Origin of the sequence: Mesorhizobium hunchu (assembly GCF_040081975.1) — a bacterium.
GTDB classification, from domain to species: domain Bacteria; phylum Pseudomonadota; class Alphaproteobacteria; order Rhizobiales; family Rhizobiaceae; genus Mesorhizobium; species Mesorhizobium hunchu.
Genome location: NZ_JBEBMG010000003.1, coordinates 112,401 through 132,764 on the forward strand (window position 1 = coordinate 112,401; position 20,364 = coordinate 132,764).

Genomic DNA, 20,364 nt, shown 5'->3' on the forward strand with positions numbered 1-20,364 from the left:
ACCTCACCCTGCTCGCTTCCACATTTCTTCGTTGAGCCCAGCAAGGATGGTTTCAAGCTCGCCGCCGAACACTTTGTTGAGCCGGGTGAACCCTCCATCGGCGATGAACGGCTCCTTGTCGATAGCCTCGCGGTCAACGACGATCTCTTTTTCGACCTGCTCGCCGATGCGCTTCAGCCACCGTTTCTGCGGCTCGGTCCAAGGGCGGCTGGCCATGATGGATCGCATGGCGGTTCTAACGCGATCCTCGTAAGGCACCAGCGGATCGCCAATGGCTGCCTGCCGAACGAAGCCGATGATCGAGGCGGCAATCTCCTCGTTCTTCGCGTCGGCCCATGCGCGGCGCAGATTGGCCTCCGAATAGCCCTTACGGTCGAGCGCGAGCCGAAGCTCTTTCAGGTCAGCCCGTGTCAGGTCACGCGGACGCTGTACCACGAGCTTCAGCGCGGCGATGCTATTGATGTTGTCGCGCACGAAGGCGGAGAAGCTGTCGAGGAAGTCTTCCGGCTTCTCGGCATCGCCATAGCCTCGGGTGACGGCCACGATCTCGTCGGCGTGGTGCGAGATCGGGACATAGCGGGGATTGTCGCCGTCCGACTGCCAGTCGAGGATAGGGCCGATGTCGGCACGGTCTCGCAGCCATGTGGCAAGATCGGGAGCATTACCGGACAGCAGGCGCTTCAGCATCGCCTCCGGTGTCTCGCCAGCGACGGCCTCGAACCGCTCCCGGGCCTCGTCCGACAGCTTCTTCAGGCGGCGGCGCAGCTTGACGATGAATTGTTCGCGGATCACCTCGCGCTGGGCGTCATCCGCAACCCCGGTCATCTCGTTCACCAACTGCTCGAAGCTGATCGACGGATTGACCACAACCGGCTTCATGTCAGTCAGGTTCTGGAGATGCGGGTAAAGGTCCACGGCGTCGAAGATGCGGAACACCTCCTTGCCGATCTCGTCGCAGCGGCGTGTCGCTCGACCGATCATTTGCTCATAGAGGATGCGGCTGTTGACCCGGCGCAGGAAGACGAGGTTGGTGATCTTCGGCACGTCGATGCCGGTGGTCAGCAGATCGACGGTAACCGCGATCTTGGGGTTGGCGTCGTTGCGGAACGAACGGATCAGGTTCTGTACCCTGTCCACGCTGCCGGTGATCTTCCTCACCGCCGCATCATCGATTTCGCCGTAGGCGTCGGCGAACGCCTTCTTGATCGCGCTTACCACGATGTCGGCATGGGCATCGGTTGCGGCGAAGATCAGGGTCTTGCCCGGCAGCGCGGGGTCAATGTGCCTGGCTAGCTCCTCGGCCACGACACGGTTGAACTCCGGCGTGATCACCTGCTTGTTGAACTGCTCGACCTCGAAGTGGATTTCGTCTGGCAAGATGGCCGTGTCGATCTTGCCTGTGGCAGGCGCGAGATACTCGACCTGCTCGCCTTCCGCGAAGCCGATACCGGATCGGGCAAGCGCGGTCTCGACCCTGACGGGCGGCTCATGGTCAATCAGGAAGCCATCGATCACCGCCTCGCGGTAGGAGTAGCGGAAGATTGGCTCGCCAAAGATGTCGGTCGTGTGCAGAGCGGGGGTGGCGGTCAGCCCGATCTTCACCGCGTCGAAGTATTCCAGCACGCGCCGGTATTTCGAGATGTAGTCCTCCTGCCCTCGGAAGCTCAGCTCCTGATCGGACATCTCGCGGTCAAGCAGATAGCCGCGATGGCATTCGTCGATGACCATGAGATCATATTGATCGACGGGCGGGGCCTCGGATGTGTCGGTGGCATAGAGGACCCGCTTCACAAGCCCCTGGATCGTACAAATATGGACCTTGGTTTCCATGTCGGGTGACACGTCACCCAACCCTTTCAGTCCGAAAATCTCAGCAAACGTCTTGCCCGACACGACTTTGGTGGTCGAGAACTCACCATCGGTCTGATGCCCCAGCGCCGAGCGATCCACCACAAAACAGATGCGGCGGAAGCGCTTGGCCGACAGCAGGCGATAGAGAAGCGCAATAGCGAGCTTGGTCTTGCCGGTGCCGGTCGCCATCGCCACCAGCATGGACCGCTGCTCGTCCGACAGCGCCGTCTCGACGGCGCGGATGGCTGCCTCCTGATAGTGCCTGAGCGGGAAGCCGAACTCGAAGGGTTGGGTCTTCAGCGCCGCGTCTGCCGCGTCCTGATCGATCTCCAGCAGCCCGCTCAGGCCCTCCGGCGTCGGCCAGTTGACCAGTGCGCGACGATGATTGGCACTGCGGCGCGTGTCACGGAACCAGATGCCGCTCTCGGTCTCAATCTGCTTTAGATAGGACCGGCCATTGACGGCAAAGACGAAAGGCACTCGGTGTTCACCCCATGGCCCGCCTGCAAGCACGAAGTCGCTGCTGTCCTTGATGCCGACCGAGTATCGTTCCGACTGGTCGATGGCGGCGGAGATGTTCTTGCGTTTGCGCTTCGCCTCAACAACGCCAACTAGGGTAGTGCCAACAAACAGAGCGTAGTCGACAGGGCCGTTTGCAGTCGGCCATTCGGCAATCGCCATGTTGCGACCTTTGGCCGGTCGAACACCAGCACTGTGGCGAACGGTCTTGGTATCGGCCTCCCAACCGTTGTCGCGTAGCTGCTGGTCGATCAAGGCGCGGGTCTCGGCCTCGTCCAGATCGAGCTTGGCGGCGGCTTCCTCGCCGCGCTCCAGGAATTTCATAAGTTCGTCGCGAGGCGCGGCTTCTGCCTCAGCCTGCAAGCTCGCCAACTTAGCGGCTATAGCCGACTTTTCGGCTTCGATCTCCTGAGCAAGCTGCTCCCACGCAGCCCGTTCCTCAGCCTCACGTTTCAGCCGCTCCTCGACCGTCTCACGGGCGCGAGCATGTTCCTCAACCTCGCGCCGGGCCGCAGCGACAACATCCTCACTTTCGGCCACTTTCTGACGGAGCGTCGCGATTTCCTGCCGCAGAGATGCAGTAGCATCAACTGGCTCCGGTGGCGGCATGAATGCGCCAGGGTTGAAATTGGGCTGCCTGCCGTATGTGCGATGAAACCAGACGCCTAACGAGCGCGCGAATTTCAGCGCCGTCAGTGCCTCGGCGTGTCCACCCTTCGCCTCATGCACAGCGGCGTTGCCGGTCTTGCGCAGGACATGGAAAACATCCGCGACTTCTCTAGGAATGACCCGGTCGTAGGAAAGCCGACGCAGCGTCTCCTCGAAGCTCTCGCGCTCATCCCGGTATGTACCATGTCGGGCAGCGATGATTTTGGCAGTCAACTCGGCAAACTGACGAAGCTTGACGATGGCTGTCGATGGGTCTTCGCGGAAGTATCGTTCCGCGAGACCACCCAGCGTTGCCAATTGCTTGTCGTACACGCCAAGAAAGGCGAAATTGCCCGCCGACCCCACTGCCCCTCCATGGTCGAGATCATGCGTCCGACAATCTCACAGAAAGAGGAAAGAAAGTCTAATCCGACATTGCCGGAGGGCCAATTTTAGGTCGTGATAAGTGGGTATTATCGGAAGGTAAGGCGTCACATCCAGTGTAGAGTGCGAGCTAGCAAGAGCCCCGATCTCAATGCCTGACGTCGTAGGTGCTGATCCAGAGCTCGCGCTGGAAGCCTTTCGCCTCGTAGAGCACTTCTGTCAGATCGTCGCCTACCGTGTCGAGCACAACCAACTTCTGGCCGGGATCGACCGACATACAATCGAGGTTGATCGCCAGATCGGGACGGCCAGCTTCTATCAGGTGGCGGTGTTTCTTGATGTCGTCAAACCATGCGCAGGCGACGGTGTAACCCTTGGCGTAGACGATGGACGGGTTCGTCGCCGGCTGGATCGATGCGGTCTCTTGCAGCGGATTGGCCCCGTATAACTGCACCTCCATATACTGGCGCATTTCGTCCACCTTCGCCTGCCCGTCTGCATCCACGGCCGAGAGATACTGGCTCACGCACAGCCCGTCAGCCGAATTGGCGGCATCCTTGAGATCGATGTCCTCAAGACCGGACCCGTTCAGCTTTTCCGCCTGGTTCAGGTAGGCGGTCGATTTCGCTGCCCAGCAGACGCTGTAGGCGTCCATCTTCTGGTCCGCGTGGGCGACACCGATCATCGCGGCCGATGCGACCAGAATTGCCAAGATCGTATTCATTCGAGCGTCTCGCCTGACGTTAGGGGTCTCGGGAAGAGAACAAAAATCCGGAAGATAGGGAAAATCCGTATCATAATCCGGGTTTAGAAAGCGTTTCGGAGAAGTATCGGTTTGAAGAGTTTGAGCCGTATTTCACTACGGCTAAATGGACACGAAAGCTCGGCTTGGCCTTCGCCTTAAGGCAATTCGCAAAGGGAAGAAGCTGACCCAAGATGAACTGGCAGCGCAAATAGGGCGGTCGGTGGACGCCCTGTCCAACATCGAACGCGGCAAGAGCCTGCCAAGTTTCAGCACGATAGATCAGCTTTCACGGGCACTCGACATCCCGCTGAAAAATCTCTTCGACTTTGAGGAAGCCGCGATGTCGCGCAGAAAGGTCCAGCTTCTGGAAGAACTCCAATCACTCGCACGCGATCTGCCTGAAACCGATCTGGAAGTCGCCATCGATCAGATTAGGGTGCTGAACAAGCATAGGCGTTAGCGGAGTTTTTTTATACCACACTGTCGCGCTATCGGTGAACCTCCGCCGCCACTTCGAAAGGAACAGTTTTCCCTTTCAACTTACGAGTTCTTTCAGCATTTGCTCATAGGTTCTCGCACGACTTTGAGACAGCAGCAGCGCCGATGCTTCTATGGGTCGTGTCAAGGAAAGGTATAACCGCCGAGCAGCGGAAAGGCGTTTCGGGAGGGTCTATCAACTCGTCGCCGGTGACAAGTGCATCTACTGCGGAATGCCAAGCGACGGGAAGCATGACCACCAGCCGCCCGTCTATATTCTGCACAGGTTCGCCGACGGCTGCCTGGTCACCAAGAAAATGATCCGCGAGCGGTTCGGCGAATGCAAGCTTGTCCCCTGCTGCACTCCGTGCAACATGGGACTGGGCGCGTATCATGGCTGCAACGATAACGACCGAAGGCGGGAGATCGCCAACTGGTTTCTCGTTGACGAGAGACACCCTGAGGACAAGCTCGTGTTGACGCTGGGGTACAAACTCATCGAAGACCGGCTGCAAGGAAACCGTGGGACCGAAATTTACGAGTTCCCCGGTGTCGGTCGCGTCATCTACGTCAACGCACTCATCGGCCTGATCGAAGGGCAGTTCGGCTGTCCCGCCGAGTTTCCCGAATGGCTGCAAACGACACAATCGGAACTGGCAGAATGGCTTCGAGCAGCGCCTCGACGCAAAGCGCAGTATTTCCTGGATATGGCGAACCTCTCCAGCTACGACCTGCTGCCCCACGCCCGCGACGATCCTCGCGGACAGTTTCAAGCCGAGTTGCTCTGAACATACAGGTGCATAGTGTCGGCAACTTCGGCACGAAGGTTTGATCCTTCTACTAACCAGATGCATCTGTCAGGGATTGAGGGTGGAGGGAACGTAATGGCGCAGGGACCGATCTCGCAGCGCGACTACATGCGCGAATTGTTTGTCCAGTTTGGCAGCAGCAGAGACAAGGTTTGCGCCGCGTATGCGCAGGCTGAGCGCGATGGCATCGTTTCCCGAAATCGAAACTCAAACGCCATGTGCCCCGAAGACTATGCGGCCGCCCTATGGGAAGACGGCATCCACAAGGGATGGCTGAACGCGAACGCCAATCCCGCCACGGATCGCCTAAAACCGCTGTCTGTTGCGGAACTTCTGGTGCTTCATGCGCAGGTTGGTGAGGAACTGCGCGGCCGGGGCGTGGTGCGCAGCGCCAACAATCCAACCGGCGATCTTGCCGAATATCTGTTTTGCCGCGCCTTCGGATGGCGACAGGCTCCGAACTCCGAACGGGGATATGACGCCATCGGGTCGGACGGCACGCGGTATCAAATCAAGGGGCGGCGCATTCACCGTCGCAACAAGTCCCGCCAGCTTTCCGCGATCCGCGACATAGGCGGCGGACACTTCGATGTGCTGGCGGGCGTTTTGTTCGATGACGACTTCAACGTGATGAAGGCGGCGCTGATCCCCATCGCATTCGTGATCGAGCGATCCACCTACATCGCCCATACGAACAGCAACAAGTTCATGTTGCGCGATGACGTATGGACTGCCCCTGGCGTCAGTGACGTGACTGCCAAGATTGCGGCGGCGATGCCTTAGCCTTCGCCGCCATGCAAATCGGCACACGGATGCAACATCTGCTGCCCGCAAAGAAGAAGTGAAGTTGATTTCACGCCCGCGACAGGAGAAAATCGCATATACGTAGGGTGGGAATGGGGGGTGAATTTGTATAGCGGCTCGCCGTTTGTGAGCGAACTTACAATCGACAATTTCCGCTGCTTTTCGGCTCAAACCGTTAAGTTGGCGGTGCCGGATGGCAGCTATGGAAGTGGCTTGAACCTCTTTGTCGGCAACAATGGCACCGGGAAAACGTCTGTCCTTGAGGCATTGGACTATCTTTTTGGGGGGAAGTATAAGGCCGAAAACAGACTGAGCATCAAGGACTTCAATGACTTTGAAAACCCCATTTCGATCTCTGGCCGAACGGAAAGGTTTAGCGTCAAATCTGGCCTTGAGTATCACAAGACGAAATACTTCAATTGCATTGGGTTAAATTTCTCGGCGCAGCCACGAGACAGGAAGCAGCCGGGAAAGTTTCTATCATCCCCTATTTCGGCCAAGAACCATTTCACAATAGATGAAGACACCTACTACAACGAAAGCGACGGGCAGCCTTACGTCCAAAAGAGATCAGGTGATACGAGGGCCGTAGACGCAAGAGAGTTGACGCTTGATACCGGCAAGATGGGTCCGAACGGTGTCAACGTCTTCTACTTCGATAAGAACCGTGCGCGTCATCTAGTCAGTGGAACATATCGCACAACTTTCGATGCGATATGCGATGATCTGAACTGGAAATTTCAAAAAAAGCTCCGCGAAGAAGGAGGCGGTTCCGACTATGCTTCCAAGGTTTCAAAAGACCTTTTCGTGTGGGCTATGGAGTTGGCGCAAAAGGGAACGGGAACCAAGCTTGGCGATCAGTTCAGCGAGTTTTTCGATAACGCCCATTTCAAGAACCTACGGTTTGAACTGCTGTCGTTACTAGAGCCGTTTTCTTCGGCGTTCCTGGCAGTTCGGGCCGAAGATCAGATCCAGCAGGTTACGACAAAGAGCCTCGGTTCGGGGGTGGAGCTTGTCTTAGCCCTGCTGCTTCAACGGTTGCTGTCAGACACAGCCAATGGCGACAAAATACTGCTGATAGATGAGCCGGAAATGCACTTGCATCCGACGGCTCAACGAAAGCTGGCCGACTTGCTCCTTGAAGAAGCGAAAACCAGTCAGGTCATCGTCAGCAGTCATTCCCCTTACATGCTGCAACGCTTGGTGAGCTTCGGGAACACAAACGTCTTCACCGCGTCGAGCAAGGGAAGGATCGAAATTGAGGCGCAAGACGCACCTACGGGCTACTTTCCTTGGTCGCCATCGTTTGGCGAGGTGAATTTCAAGGCGTTTGCCATGCCGACCGTCGAGTTTCACAACGAACTTTACGGGTTCATTCAGGACAAGAATGGTCTAGCGCGGACACAAGACGTGGACGGCTACCTTGCCACAAAGGGCATCCCCGCTGATCACACATGGACACATGCAGGAACGGGGGCATCGCAAGCTGTGACCGAATGCACATACGTCCGCCACAGCATTCACCATCCTGAAAATAGCCTCAACCCGGCATATGATGAAGCCAAGCTAAACGCTTCAACATGGAAGCTGATCAAAGCCCTGTAGCGCACAATTTCGGGGGCGTTGCAGGTTGCCGTCAGTCTGATGTGATCGTGACGACACCATTGCGCGATATGGTCATGTCGAACCACTCCAAGATGTCCCGCCCTAACAGGGCTTCGCAGGACATATGCAGCAGGACCGCGACTTCATGGCGATCTACCGTGACCGTGCCATTGCCATCCATCCGAAAGCCGAGAGTGAGCCGTGTCACTTGTGCTGATGATGACCCGGTAACACCGTGGACAGGAAGTGAACGCCCGGAAGGTGTCGCTCCAATTCGGTCCAGCACGTCTTGCCGCAAGCAGGTATGATCATTGCCTGTGTCGAGCTGAGCCGCGATCTGATGTCCGTGTTCGGTGTCGGGATTGAAGACCCACAAAGGGATAATGATCAGGTCTCTTGGAGAGGAACGGCGAAGGGTCAGTGTTTTGGTCATTTCAGTCCTCCCGGTTAGCCCACGCGATCAGTTCATCCGTCACGTGCACCGGGCGGGATTGGTAGAGCTTCGAGATTTTTTCCAGACGTTCAATGACCTTCGGGTCAACATCCGCGTCCACGCCAAAATCTCGTTTGAGCCTTTGTTTGGTTTCATGCCAAACCTTCAAGGCGTATCCCGCCAAATCGTCCTTAGTCGAAATCTTGAATGGGTCTTTGATCTCTTCCGGTATCTCTCGGAACTGCGCCCAGCGCCGGTTGTGGCCTTCATTGTCATGGACAGGGCTTCCAAACTCATCCGCGATCTTTTGCCTTGCAGAGGTCTTGCCCTTGTTCGCCGCCTCTCTGAGTTTGCCGATTTCGGGCAACGTCATGTCAAAAAGGAAGGTGTCGTCCATCTCTTTCTTGACGTCTGAAAAGTCGATCTTCTGACCTAAGGAGTTGTGCTGCGTCACAAGATCATCATAGAGCTTCCAGTGGTCATTCCACTTTCCGGCAACTCCTATACGTCCGGCCTTCACCTTTCCAAGGATCACTTCCCGCGTATAGATCGAAACTATGTCCCGCAGTCGTTCAATGAGGTCGGCGGCTTCTTTCTGTTTGTCCTCCCAAAGCTCCGCTTCAAAGCCTAGCCCCTTGAAGCGTTTGAAGCGGGACACGTTGGCATAGATGAAGCTGAGAAAGCCTAGGCCGAAGACAGCGGCGGCTTCTGTGACCTTTTGCTGATAGATCATCGTCAGACTTCCGCCCAGCAACGCTAGACCTACGATGACGAACAAGACCCGTTCCCAGTTCGCGACGAACCACTTCCCGAAAGTTTTCAGCACTGCCACGATCAAATCCCGCGCCCGTTTGCATTGATGGCGGGAAGATCAGCAATGCGCAACCGTCAACTCCTCAACAGTACATTCGTTTGTCGTCGCCATGCACTGCCTCCCGCCCCATAGATCGGATTAGCAACGATCTTCTTGTGACGAAAGCAGGTTTATAGAACGACGCCCGCCGCGTTGTCGGTGAACATGTCGCCATCACGAATGTAGCGGGAGAGCATCGCGTCGGAAGCATGGCCGGTCTGACGTCTGATCTTCCACGCGCTGGTTCCCGCCATCGCTGCGCTGGTGGCGAGACCGGCACGCAGGCTGTGGCCCGAATAGGCGTCGGGGGCGAGCCCTGCCGCCTCGGCACGCTGCTTGACGATGATTGACACCGCCTCACCAGACAAGTGCCGTTCGGCGATATTTCCGTGGCGGTCGATACTACGGAAGATCGGCCCATTCTCGATCCCAGCATCGTCGAGCCAATCCGCCAGATGCTTCACCGGGCACCAACGTGTGCGCCCGAACGGGATGCCGAGCTTGCGCCCCGCTCTCGTCTGGTCGGTTTTCGACCGGCGCAGGGTAATGACGACGCCCTGGCGCACATGTTCGACATCGGCAACGTCGAGACCGACAAGTTCGGATCGGCGGAAGGCACCAGCAAAGCCAATCAACAGCAGCGCCTTGTCACGCGTGTCCTTCGGACGGTCGCCCATGCGTTCAAGGATCGTGAACAGGTCTTCGCGCAGGAGCGGCTTCGCTTCGCGCTGGGCAATGCCGACCGCCCGCCGGATGCCGCGCATGGTGGCCTTCACGATTTCCGCCTTGCACGGATCGTCGGCATCAATGGCCCGGTGAGCTTTCGAAATCGCAGCGAGCCGACGCTGGATCGTGGCGACGGCGTGAGAACTGGCCATCTCCGCAAGGTATTCCGCAACGATCTCAGAGGTCGTGGGGATAGACCTGCCGGATGCTGTGAAATGGCTCATATCCGTCGCGTAGGCGCGCTTGGTGCTGGCGGCAATGGAATGGGAGATAAGATCACGAACGGGCGTAGAAAGCCCGATGTGGGCTTGAGAACCCGCTATGCAATTAATTGCACGCGTTTCCTCTTTGCTGCCTGACGTGCAATTAATTGCAATTCTATTCGGCCTCTCGTTAATTTCCAGTGAAGCTGGGATGCCCCCCGGTCCCATCGCTGAAAACCCGCAAAGTCTGCTATTTGCTGGGAGCATTTTGTCATTCTCATTCGGTGCTTTAGCCAGATCATACGATTTCACGTCGTTCATCGCGTCGCTCCCAACCGCCGAGCTTGCCAGACGTAAGCATGATCGAGCCGGGCTCGTCGATCTTCGAACAGGTCCTCTGTCCCACCGTGGAGTTCTAGCAACCGATCCTCTGAATGCCGGTGAGGTTCGATCTTGCCATCTCGCAGGATATGCAAGACCTCAGCGCTGTGGGCTTCGACCAGATGACGCGCGATCAGCAAGAAGCGATGACATTGCAGGGGGTCGGCTTCCGCGCACATCATAGCCGGGCGGCAGCGGTTGGCGATTTCCAAGAGCTTGGCGATCCCCACCGAAAATGACGCAGTACGAGCCATTGCTTCGTAGTCGGTGGGATCACTTACGGGATGCCCACCAAGCTGGTCGCCCAGATACAGATACGAGATGCCAATCCGGTTCAGGCGGGATCGCAGTTCGTGTTGGCGGAAATGCGCCCAGCGCGAGGTAGGTGAAGATCGGACATCGACGATACAGCCGATGTCAGGCTGTTCGATGAGTTGCCGGAAGTCATCCCATGAATGCGAGGAGTGGCCGACGGAATAGATGGTACTGGACAATGCTTGAGCCTCCATGTGCAACAAATCTTTGCACATAGATGTCTATTTTTACATTGCAAAAACAGCCACTTATCTAGTTTGCCCGGCAGCTAAACTCAACTCATTGAGGGCCTACATAGCATCGGTCAATTCTAGCGATGCCTTCTCCCTCGCCTCCTGTCTGGCCGCCCATTCTGGGTCGTACTCCACCACCATCTCCCTCTGATCAGGTCTGAGGTTCGAATAGACCACATGGGGGCGAGCTGTGCGCCACCACCGGAGGAAGTGGCACTTGTGACCTTCTCTCGTGATCCTCGATGCGTGTTCTTCGAGTATCTCCAGAAGCTCTTCGTAGGTCGGAAGCATGTATTCCTCGCCCTCCACCTCACGATACCACTGGTGGTGATGGGCATCGCGATGGAATTGAATGTTAGCGATCCAAGTCAACTGCGCTTCGCCTCGCGCAAGCAGAGCCAATTGACCAGCGGTATAAAGCCCAGCCGGGAACCTGGAAGAAACGACAACGGGACCGGTGACCTTCTTCTCTGATAGGGGCATCAGCGACGAGCTATTGCGCTTGCCTTCTATGATCTCGTCATCGCTCCAGCCCTCACGCCGCCTCTTGCGGATTGCTCCGGGTGACACGTTCTGGAGTTTGGCTAGGCGCGAGGTCGTATAAACGTGTCCGGTGCGGGTATAGTAAAAAGTCAAGGTGTCTGACTTGTTGTTGTTCTGCGTGTGCCGATCCGCCCAACGAACCTTCCCCGGCGCATATTCGGGGTCATCGTTGTTAATCCGGTCTAGGGTCATGCCCGTGCCGGGCATCGGTTGGATAAGGAGAAGAAAGCTACGGAACTCATGAAGATCAGGATGAACGACGGCACCTTGGGTACGCCGTGACAGCATATTTCTGTGTGCATTCGCCTCGGCCCTGTATCGCCGGCGAAGCTCCATGGCTGGAGCAGATTTGATGAACGCGACATCATCGTCGCTGCGGCAATCCGGTTCATGAAGAAAGATTTTCTCACCAGCACTACCGGACTTTTTCTCCTTGCTCATGAGGTTGACCGAGGCAGGGTCAGAATGATCGCAAGTGGTTGGCTTTGCGAATTTTTCCAAGATATTCTCAGGTGGCGCAGACTGAGAAAATTGAATGTTGCTCGGCATAATGCATCCGCTCCTTCCATGTTGTGATCGGATACAGGATGCGGTACGAGTGAACCGCTCTGGCTGAGCATCCAATCTGTCACACCGCTATCGATTGCCGTCGAACTATGCGGTGTTCGTCACAGAGAATGGACGCATCCCTGAAGGTATCAGGGATGCGTTTTTTCTAGATTGAGGTGTAGTTATGTGGTTGGTTGTGGCAAAGTAGAACCAAGTGGGGCTGAGCCGTCTGCTTCGGTCCTCCGCTACCATCACCGAATGGGTTCACTTCAATCGATCGATCGGTTGCCCTTGACTTCCCGGGCATCATTTCCGATGTCTTGGGCATGTTGCAGGTTGCGCATCATCTTCTGGTGATCTTCAGGGTGTGCCCCATCGCGGGCGCTTGAGCCCCGGCACGGCTGCGTCGCGCATCCCTGCCGCGGGACCCGACACTGCGAAGCCCGTGGCCGGTTTCGCTCCTCGCGCGACATCTTTCATCCAATAGACGGACCGCGCCGCTCGCCCAAGGCAAGCGGCAAGAAGTGAGATTACGACATGACAACGAGAACCGGCACCGGCCGCAAGCCGGCCATCACAGTGCATCGAACGGACCATGACCGGCTCTACCGCCTCGCAGAGGCGTTTGCCGCGCGCAATCCCGACGTCGCCGAAAGCCTTCTGGCAGAGCTCGACCGGGCGAAAGTCGTGGCCAGGCCCGACCAGACCCGCGGTTCGGTGGCGATCGGATCCACCGTGCGCTATGCCATCGAGGGCGGTGAGCAACGCACGGTGACCCTGACCTACCCGGCGGATGCCGACATCGAGCAAGGCAGGATTTCGGTGATGACGCCCATCGGCATCGCCCTGCTCGGCCTCGCCAAAGGCCAGTCCATGGATTGGACCTCGCGCGACGGCAGATCGAACCGGCTGACCGTTCTGGATGTCGTCCCGCATCCGGCGGCGGAAGCCGTTTCCGCCTGACGCCCGGCCGCAGCATCATGCACAACCGCCATCGTCTCCGGCTGTTCGGAGGATCCCTCATCGCAGGATCCTGAGCCCTGCGTCGCGCGTCGCGCGGCCAGGGACCCCGATCTCGATCATGACAGCATCCCCCGGGCACGGAGACACGCGATGTACGAAGACGCCTGCATTCTCACTACCAAGGATTTGACCATTCTCGAAGTCGTCAGCGACCGTTGCGGCCCTGACGATCCGCTGCTGCCCCTGCTGCGGCGCAAGATCCGCAACGCCACCGTTGTCCTTCGTGACGACGTGCCCGACACCGTCGCGACGCTCAGCAGCCGCGTCAGCTTCCGCGCAGGCGACGGCCCCGACGAGACGCGGGTGCTCTCGCTCGGCCGCATCAACGGACCCGTCGGCATGTTTCTTCCGCTCTCCACCATGAGAGGGCTTGCCCTGCTGGGTATGGCCGAAGGCCAGACCTGCATGATCGACGAGCAGGGCCACGAGAAGCCGGTAACGCTGCTCGCCGTGCTGTACCAGCCCGAAGCTCAAAGGCGGACGCGTGCCGTGCAACCCGTTCCGCAGCGGCCACGGCTCCGGCTCGTCAGCGGCGGCGCGATGGCACCTGAACCGTCTGTCGCCGGCGATGACCCCGGCCCGTCGGCGGCCTGAGAAACAGGGACCGGCGAGCGCCTCGCGCGTGCGAACGATCCGGCGACACCGGCATCGTTTCAGCTGGCGAGGCGATGTCGTGCCAGGTTTGCGGGCGCTGCGTCGAAGAAGCCGCTCGTTCGCTGCGTCAATTGAACTGCGAAGGTTAATCGCCCTGGCGCGACTTCATGTCGTCCCGCAGTTCGGCGAGCGTGCGGCGCAGGCCGTGCAACTGGTCGAGCAGGTGCAGGATGACGTCGATACCCTCGTCATTCGCGCCGATGTCGTCCCTGAGGTCGCGGATGAAGCGGGCGCGCGCCACGTCGATATCGCTGAACCGGGCTCCTTCCGGCGTCTGTTCGGGCGCCAGCCATTCCTGCTCGATCCACAGGTCCAGCGTGCGCACATGGATGCCGGAAGAGGCCAGGAATTCCTGCTTGGTCATCTTCATCATCTCATGGCCTCGCGTGGATCGAAGTCCTTGCCTTTCGCCCAGGTCTCGACGAATGCCTCAAGCTCGGGATCGGGGCCTTTCGGCAGGACGATCTTCAACTTGACGAACTGGTCGCCGCGGCCGCCACCCTTGCGCGGCGCGCCCTTGCCCTTGAGCCGCAGCACCGTGCCGGTGTTCGAGCCTTTCGGCACCGACATGGTCACGTCGCCGGTCGGTGTCGGCACGCGCACGCGGCCGCCCAGAACGGCCTCCGTCAGCGACACCGGCAGGTCCAGCGAGATGTCGTCGCCCTCGCGCGCAAAGCGCCTGTCCGGCGTGACCTCCACTTCGATCAGGGCGTCGCCCGCGCCACCGCTGCCAGCCCCCGGCTCTCCCTTGCCCTTGAGCCGGATCACCTGTCCGTCGACAAGGCCCGGGGGAATTTTCACGTCCAGCGTGCCGCCGGTCGGCAGCGTGATGCGCTTGGTGGCGCCGGCGATCGACTCGCCGAAATCAATCGCCAGGCGGTAGTGCATGTCCTGCCCGCGCCGGTTCGCCCGGGCATGCTGCGCCCGCCGCAACAGTTCGGCGAAGGCGTCCTCCCCCTCCATGAAATCGGCGTAGCCCGACTCGTCGGCGTAGGGATGGCCCTGCGCGGCCGAAGCGTATTCGCGGTAGAAATGCTGCGGCGGCCGTTCCGCTCCCGAGGCATCGATCTCGCCGTTGTCGAAGCGCTTGCGCTTGTCCTCGTCGCCGAGCAGATCGTAGGCGCCCGAGACTTCCTTGAATTTCTCCTCGGCCGACTTGTCGCCGGGATTGAGATCGGGATGCAGCTTCTTGGCGAGCTTGCGATAGGCGCTTCTTATGTCGGCTGCGCTCGCCGTCTTCTGGACGCCCAGTATGTCGTAGGGATCCTTCACCAAACCACTCCGGACAGGTCTGCGTTCGGATCAAACCTACACGCGCCCAGGCGTGCCGACAAATGGCGCGGAACGCTTTTTCAAAGGCTTCACGAGGATCGGTCGAATCCGCATAATCGGTCCGGCAACAGCAACAGGATGGAAAAATGGATCTCGCCTTCGCCGCCAAATTCCTCGGCGCCCTTTTTGCCATCATGAACCCGTTCATCACCCTGCCGATCTTCCTGTCGCTGACCGACGGCAGAAGCGTAGCCGAACAGCGCGCGATGGCCGTGAGGATCACGCTCTATACCGCCGTCATGTGTGCCGTCGTCGCCATCGCGGGAAACGCCCTCATCGGCTTCTTCGGCGTGACGATCGACTCCTTTCGCGTCGCCGGCGGCCTGGTGCTGCTCGGGATCGCGCTGTCGATGCTGAACGGCAAGCCGATCACCGCGCATGAGCGCGGCGACCATGAGAAAAAGGCGGACGATGCGGCCAATGACGACAGCGAAGACAACATCACCTTCTACCCCATGACGTTTCCGATGATCGTGGGGCCGGGCACGATAGCGACGCTGATCATCTATTCGGCGCAGGCGGACGGCATGGCGCAGGCCACGGCCTTCGCACTCGTGCTCGTCGCTGTCCTGGCGGCGCTCTTCGTCGTGCTGTTCTTCGCCTCGGCCATCGGCAGGCTTCTGTCCGCGAGGATGCGCGTGGTGATGACGCGCCTGATGGGCATGATCCTGGCCGCGATCGCCGTCGAGATGATGTTCGACGGCGCCAAGGCGATGCTGCCGGGGCTGGGATAACCCGCCCCGGCGTCCGATCAGGCGGGATCAGTTGGAGCGCGGGCGCGCCACGTCGTTGCTGCCCTCGGCTTCGGGACCGAAACCGTAGCTCATGCGCTTCATCTGAGCGATCACCCGCTCCATCTCCTCGTCGGGCAGGATCGGCGGCTCGCCAAGCGTCAGCGCCTGCACGTAGACGCGCGACAGAGTTTCCACCTCGACGGCCAGCCACAGGGCCGATTCCATCGACTTGCCCAGCGAGATCTGCCCATGCTGGCCGAGCAGGCAGGCAAGCCGCCCCTCCAGCGCCTCCAGCGCGGCGTCCGAGAGTTCCTGCGTGCCGAAGGTGGCGTAGCGCGAACAGCGGATCGTCGTGCCGCCGGCGACGCCGGTCATGTAGTGGAAACTCGGGATGGTCTTGTGATGGCAGGCCAGCGTCGTGGCGTAGATGGAATGGCAATGCAGCACGACGTCGATGTCCTGACGCGCCTTGAGGATATCGCGGTGGAAGCGCCATTCGGACGAAGGGCGGCGCCCGGCATAGGTACCGGAGAAATCCATCTCGACGATGTCGTCCGGCGTCATCGTATCGTATGGCAGACTGGACGGGGTGATCAGGAACCCGTCGCCCGAACGCACGGAAAGATTGCCCGCCGTGCCCTGGTTTATGCCGCTGGAATTCATGCGGCGGCAGATCGCAACCATCTCCTCGCGCAGCGCCTTGTTGGTCATCGTCTTCGCCTTTCTCTCAGCAATTGTTTCACCCGGTCTGTCCAGGTGCGACTAGTCCATCTTGAAGACATTCTCCAGCGGCACCGCGACCGGCTCGCCGAGGTCGTTGGTGCGCATGATGTCGGCCATGAAGTCCCACCAGCGCCGGTTCGCATCGGTGCGCGGCAGCGCATCCATCGTGTGATCGTCCGCGCGCACCAGCGTCGCGAACAGATGGTTCGTCTCCGGGTCGAGCCAGATCGTGTAGTCGGACACGCCGGCATTGCGCAGCGCCGCCACCATCTCGGGCCAGATCGCGTCGTGCCGCCTGCGGTATTCCGCAGCCTGGCCGGGATCGAGGACCATGCGGAAGGCGATGCGTTCGGGCATATCTGCCTCCTCTCAGACGATACCCCCGCCGCCCGAGGCGACGGCCGGGCGCTCGGCGGCGACCTTTTGCCGATAGCCGGCGGCGCGATAGGCCGCGACCGGATCGATCGCGCCACCGCGATTGAGGCGCGCCATCGCCAGAATCGGCTCGACATCGGTGCGATAGGCCGCCTTCAGCGTCTGCGTCGCCATCAGCGCGTCGTTGTCCTCCTGGAAGCCTTCCAGCGCCCCGCGATCGACCAGCAGCGCCTGCGCATAGGCGCGCTGGACCTCGATCGCCGACAGCATCAGGCTCTCGATCGGATCGGTGACGTTGTGGCTCTGGTCGAGCATATGGGCGGGATCGAAGCCCTCCGCCCCCGAAAGCTCGGCATCCACCAGTTCGTTGAAGACGAGGAACAGCCGGTAGGGGTCGATCGAACCGGCGTCGAGGTCATCGTCGCCGTATTTCGAATCGTTGAAATGGAAGCCGCCCAGCTTGCCGAACTGGATGAGCCTCGACACGATCATCTCGATATTGACGTTGGGCGCATGGTGGCCGAGGTCGACGAGGCAGAACGCCTTGGGGCCGAGTTCCCTGGCGATCATGTAGTTGGTGCCCCAGTCCTGCACGACGGTGGAATAGAAGGCCGGCTCGTACATCTTGTGCTCGGTGAAAAGGCGCCAGTCGTCGGGCAGCGCCTCGTAGATTTCCCCGACCGCATCGAGATAGCGCCGGAAGGCGCGGGCGAAATTCACCTGTCCGGGAAAGTTGGAGCCGTCGCCGATCCAGATCGTCAGGGCCTTCGAACCGATCGTCTTGCCGATCTTGATGCACTCGATGTTGTGTTCCACCGCCTGCCGGCGCACGGCAGCGTCGGCGTGGCTGAGCGAGCCGAACTTGTAGGAGCGGGCCTGGTCCGCCGCATCGGAGAAGGTGTTGGAGTTCATGGCGTCGAAGCCGAGGCCGAAGCGCGCCGCCGCCTGTTTCAGCCGGTTGGGGTCGGCCTTGTCCCAGGGAATGTGCAGCGACACGGTGGGCGTCGCGCGGGTGAGTTGCTGGATGACGGCGCAATCCTCGATCTTGTCGAAAACGTCGCGCGGCTCGCCCTCGCCGGGGAACCGGGCAAAGCGCGTGCCGCCGGTGCCGACGCCCCAGGACGGGATGGCGACGCCGAAGGCCTCGACCTTCTTCAGCACCGCCGCGATGTCGATGCCCCGCCGCGCCAGTTGCCCGCCCAGCGTCTCGTAGTCCGCGCGCAGGGTCTTCTCCCGCGATGCGTTGTCCTTTTCGATGACATCGACGGCGATCATCGCTTCCATGACAGTCTCCCTTGGCGCGGCGCTCACCACGCGAACCTTTGCAGCAGGAAATCCGGCCTCGCGCCGTGGCGAACGTACAGCGTTTCCCTATCGCCCGCAGACGCGGTTTCCAGAACGCCGGTCGTGACAAGGGCGGTCGCCAGTCCTACCCCTCCCCCACCGGCGATGTCGTGCTCGATGCTGTCGCCGACACAGACCACACGAGCCGGGTCGGGATTGCCGAGCATGGCGAGCGCGGCGGCGTAGATATCGGGAAACGGCTTGCCGATCCATGTCACCGGCCCGCCCATCTCCGCATAGAGGTCGGCGATGCGCCCTGCCCCGAAACGCGGCCCGCCGGCGGTCAGCATGATCTTGTCCGGATTGGTGCACAGGCATTCGACGCCCCGGGCTGCCGCCGGGCCCAGCAATTGCCTGTAGTGGTCGAGATCGTAACGGTCGCCCTCGCTGGCCGACAGGAGCACGATATCGGCGTCCTCGCCGCGCTCCGTAAGGACGAGCGGCAGTCCGTCGACCGCCGAGCGGTCGCCGTCGCGCGCAACCAGCAGGCAGCGCAGGCCCGGCCTGTCCCGCAGGGAGTTTTGCAGGCTCCGCCACGCGAACTCGCCCGACGACAGGAAGTGATCCCAACTGCCGGACGCGAAGCCGAGCTTCTCCAGCCGAGCCTCGTTCGGTGCCGATCGCTTGCCGGAATTGGACAGCAGCAGGCTGCGCTTGCCCGCCGCCTTGAGTTCCGACAGCGCTTCGACGGCGCCGGGATAGGGTGCGGTCCCGTCATGCAGCACACCGAACTGGTCGAGGATGAAAACGTCGAATTGCGCCGCGAGGTCGCGCAGTCCGCCGGCCATCGCCACCGGGCGAACAGGAGACGACGAGGCGCTCACGGCACCATCCCCAGGGTCTTCATCCCGGCCAGCGCCAGCCGGGCGCTGCCGGCAGCCGCCTCATCCGACAGGGTTGGCAGGAAAGGCACGCCGAGCCGGCGCTGCCGCATCGCCGTCCAGACCCGGTTGGCCGCGCCGCCGCCGACGCTGCGCACGGAACGCAGGGGCGGTGCGCCGAGTTCGGCCAGCCGGTCGTAGCCAAGCTTCTCGATGGCCGCGATGCCCTCCAGCATGCCCTTGAGGAAGTCTGCGTCCGAAGCCGGACGCGGCGTCAGCCGCGGCGGCCAGCCCCCATCCGCGACCGGGAAACGCTCGCCGGGGACGATCAGGGGGTAGTAATCGAGGTCCGTCTCGGTGGCGGGATCGATCCCGGCGCAAAGGGCTTCGATCGAGTCGGCCGGGAAATGATGCGCCAGAACCTTGCCGCCGCTGTTCGACGCGCCGCCGGCGAGCCACAACCCGTTGACGCGATGGCTGTAGATGCCGAATTCGGGCGCGAAGACGGGCCGATCGCACAGCAGCTTCAATGTCAGGGTCGAGCCCAGCGCCGTCACGCCGTCGCCCGGCCGGTCGGCGCCCGTAGCCAGGAACGAGGCGCAGCCGTCGGTCGTTCCGGCCACCACGGCGACGCCGCGGTCGAGGCCGAACACATCCGCAATCTCCGGCGCCAGTGTTCCCACCGGTGTTCCCGCGGCAACCACGCGCGGCAGCAGCGTCGGATCGAGACCCGTCGTCCCGATCCAGTCCGGCCAGCGGCGCTCCAGCGGATCGTAGCCGGTCTTGAGGGCGTTGTTCTCGTCGGTCGTATCGAAGCGTCCGGTAAGCCGCCCCGCGATCCAGTCGGCCTGATGGACGATTGCGGCCACGCCCGGCGTCGGTTGCAGCGCCAGCGCCTTGGCAAGGCCCGACGTCGCGCCATGCGCAGCGCTCTGCGCCGGAATGATCCGCGCGATGCGGGCGAGCAGCACCGCGTCGTCCACCTTGTGGTCATACATCAGCGGCGGCGCGAGCGGATCGCCTTTTTCGTCGATCGCCAGGACGGTGCCCGAGGTGCCGTCCACGGCAATGGCGCCTACTCTTGCTTGCCCGATTCCGGCAAGCGTCTCGGCAAGCGCCGCCCGCACCGCCTGCCACCAGATTGCCGGGTCGCGTGGATCACTTCCGAATGCCAAGAGCTTCGCCGCGCCTTGCGCCACGATCTCGAAATCGGCCGTCATCGCCACGGCGCGCGCGCCGGAGGTGCCGAGGTCGATGCCGATGGAAAGGAGAGTATGCAT

General features: G+C 60.6%; 21 protein-coding genes. 7 read left to right on the forward strand and 14 right to left on the reverse strand.

What is annotated here, in order from left to right; translation table 11 throughout:
- Nucleotides 1–3: 3 nt before the first annotated feature.
- Nucleotides 4–3,384: a type I restriction-modification system endonuclease gene (gene hsdR, locus ABMA46_RS07310; RefSeq protein ID WP_348998662.1), complete on the reverse strand. Its 3,381-nt coding sequence runs from the start codon at nt 3,382–3,384 to the stop codon at nt 4–6.
- Between the two features lie 166 nt (nt 3,385–3,550).
- Nucleotides 3,551–4,126, reverse strand: a complete 576-nt coding sequence (locus tag ABMA46_RS07315; protein ID WP_348998663.1) for a hypothetical protein — start codon at nt 4,124–4,126, stop codon at nt 3,551–3,553.
- A gap of 145 nt (nt 4,127–4,271) precedes the next feature.
- On the opposite strand from ABMA46_RS07315, the gene ABMA46_RS07320 reads away from it, so the two are divergent.
- From ABMA46_RS07320 to ABMA46_RS07335, 4 genes are all read left to right on the forward strand, one after another.
- Complete coding sequence (locus tag ABMA46_RS07320) at nt 4,272–4,607, forward strand: helix-turn-helix domain-containing protein (RefSeq protein ID WP_348998664.1); 336 nt, start codon at nt 4,272–4,274, stop codon at nt 4,605–4,607.
- Between the two features lie 151 nt (nt 4,608–4,758).
- The gene (locus ABMA46_RS07325; protein WP_348998665.1) at nt 4,759–5,412 is read left to right on the forward strand and encodes a hypothetical protein; all 654 of its coding nucleotides are present in this window, start codon (nt 4,759–4,761) and stop codon (nt 5,410–5,412) included.
- A 96-nt stretch (nt 5,413–5,508) separates the two neighbouring features.
- Complete coding sequence (locus ABMA46_RS07330) at nt 5,509–6,216, forward strand: hypothetical protein (protein ID WP_348998666.1); 708 nt, start codon at nt 5,509–5,511, stop codon at nt 6,214–6,216.
- A gap of 120 nt (nt 6,217–6,336) precedes the next feature.
- Entirely contained in the window at nt 6,337–7,842 is a 1,506-nt protein-coding gene (locus ABMA46_RS07335; protein WP_348998667.1) for an ATP-dependent nuclease, read from the forward strand.
- A gap of 31 nt (nt 7,843–7,873) precedes the next feature.
- On the opposite strand, the gene ABMA46_RS07340 is transcribed toward ABMA46_RS07335, so the two are convergent.
- The 5 genes from ABMA46_RS07340 to ABMA46_RS07360 all read right to left on the reverse strand — a co-directional run bounded on the left by ABMA46_RS07340 (nt 7,874) and on the right by ABMA46_RS07360 (nt 12,078).
- Nucleotides 7,874–8,275 carry a retroviral-like aspartic protease family protein gene (locus ABMA46_RS07340; protein ID WP_348998668.1) on the reverse strand — a complete coding sequence of 134 codons (402 nt, stop codon included), beginning with the start codon at nt 8,273–8,275 and terminating at the stop codon, nt 7,874–7,876.
- A 1-nt stretch (nt 8,276) separates the two neighbouring features.
- Nucleotides 8,277–9,107 carry a hypothetical protein gene (locus ABMA46_RS07345; RefSeq protein ID WP_348998669.1) on the reverse strand — a complete coding sequence of 277 codons (831 nt, stop codon included), beginning with the start codon at nt 9,105–9,107 and terminating at the stop codon, nt 8,277–8,279.
- Nucleotides 9,108–9,259: 152 nt separating this feature from the next.
- On the reverse strand, nt 9,260–10,378 hold the full coding sequence (locus tag ABMA46_RS07350) for a site-specific integrase (RefSeq protein WP_348998670.1): 1,119 nt from the start codon (nt 10,376–10,378) through the stop codon (nt 9,260–9,262).
- Nucleotides 10,375–10,932: a DUF488 domain-containing protein gene (locus tag ABMA46_RS07355; RefSeq protein ID WP_348998671.1), complete on the reverse strand. Its 558-nt coding sequence runs from the start codon at nt 10,930–10,932 to the stop codon at nt 10,375–10,377. Before ABMA46_RS07355 ends, ABMA46_RS07350 begins: the two co-directional genes overlap by 4 nt.
- 111 nt (nt 10,933–11,043) lie before the next feature.
- Nucleotides 11,044–12,078, reverse strand: a complete 1,035-nt coding sequence (locus tag ABMA46_RS07360; RefSeq protein WP_348998672.1) for a hypothetical protein — start codon at nt 12,076–12,078, stop codon at nt 11,044–11,046.
- 537 nt (nt 12,079–12,615) lie between these two features.
- Here ABMA46_RS07360 and rnk point away from each other — a divergent pair.
- Both rnk and ABMA46_RS07370 read left to right on the forward strand, forming a co-directional pair.
- Nucleotides 12,616–13,041, forward strand: coding sequence for a nucleoside diphosphate kinase regulator (gene rnk, locus ABMA46_RS07365; protein ID WP_348998673.1), 426 nt, complete (start codon nt 12,616–12,618; stop codon nt 13,039–13,041).
- 150 nt (nt 13,042–13,191) lie between these two features.
- Nucleotides 13,192–13,695 carry a GreA/GreB family elongation factor gene (locus ABMA46_RS07370; RefSeq protein ID WP_348998674.1) on the forward strand — a complete coding sequence of 168 codons (504 nt, stop codon included), beginning with the start codon at nt 13,192–13,194 and terminating at the stop codon, nt 13,693–13,695.
- 145 nt (nt 13,696–13,840) lie between these two features.
- On the opposite strand, the gene ABMA46_RS07375 is transcribed toward ABMA46_RS07370, so the two are convergent.
- Together ABMA46_RS07375 and ABMA46_RS07380 are read right to left on the reverse strand one after the other, a co-directional pair.
- Nucleotides 13,841–14,119 carry a chaperone modulator CbpM gene (locus ABMA46_RS07375; RefSeq protein WP_348998912.1) on the reverse strand — a complete coding sequence of 93 codons (279 nt, stop codon included), beginning with the start codon at nt 14,117–14,119 and terminating at the stop codon, nt 13,841–13,843.
- A gap of 5 nt (nt 14,120–14,124) precedes the next feature.
- Entirely contained in the window at nt 14,125–15,030 is a 906-nt protein-coding gene (locus ABMA46_RS07380; RefSeq protein WP_425475705.1) for a DnaJ C-terminal domain-containing protein, read from the reverse strand.
- Nucleotides 15,031–15,173: 143 nt separating this feature from the next.
- Here ABMA46_RS07380 and ABMA46_RS07385 point away from each other — a divergent pair, with 143 nt between their 5' ends.
- Nucleotides 15,174–15,821: a MarC family protein gene (locus ABMA46_RS07385; protein WP_348998676.1), complete on the forward strand. Its 648-nt coding sequence runs from the start codon at nt 15,174–15,176 to the stop codon at nt 15,819–15,821.
- A 27-nt stretch (nt 15,822–15,848) separates the two neighbouring features.
- Here the strand turns inward: ABMA46_RS07385 and ABMA46_RS07390 are convergent, their stop codons facing one another.
- Genes ABMA46_RS07390 through ABMA46_RS07410 form a run of 5 tightly spaced genes read right to left on the reverse strand, consistent with a single transcriptional unit; the run spans nt 15,849 to nt 20,364 of the window.
- On the reverse strand, nt 15,849–16,532 hold the full coding sequence (locus tag ABMA46_RS07390) for a class II aldolase/adducin family protein (protein ID WP_348998677.1): 684 nt from the start codon (nt 16,530–16,532) through the stop codon (nt 15,849–15,851).
- Between the two features lie 51 nt (nt 16,533–16,583).
- A complete protein-coding gene (rhaM, locus tag ABMA46_RS07395) occupies nt 16,584–16,901 on the reverse strand; it encodes an L-rhamnose mutarotase (RefSeq protein ID WP_348998678.1) in 318 nt (105 codons plus the stop codon).
- A gap of 12 nt (nt 16,902–16,913) precedes the next feature.
- Nucleotides 16,914–18,203 carry an L-rhamnose catabolism isomerase gene (gene rhaI / locus ABMA46_RS07400; protein ID WP_348998679.1) on the reverse strand — a complete coding sequence of 430 codons (1,290 nt, stop codon included), beginning with the start codon at nt 18,201–18,203 and terminating at the stop codon, nt 16,914–16,916.
- Between the two features lie 23 nt (nt 18,204–18,226).
- Entirely contained in the window at nt 18,227–19,051 is an 825-nt protein-coding gene (locus ABMA46_RS07405; RefSeq protein ID WP_348998913.1) for a TIGR01459 family HAD-type hydrolase, read from the reverse strand.
- 32 nt (nt 19,052–19,083) lie between these two features.
- The gene (locus ABMA46_RS07410; RefSeq protein WP_348998680.1) at nt 19,084–20,364 is read right to left on the reverse strand and encodes an FGGY-family carbohydrate kinase; all 1,281 of its coding nucleotides are present in this window, start codon (nt 20,362–20,364) and stop codon (nt 19,084–19,086) included.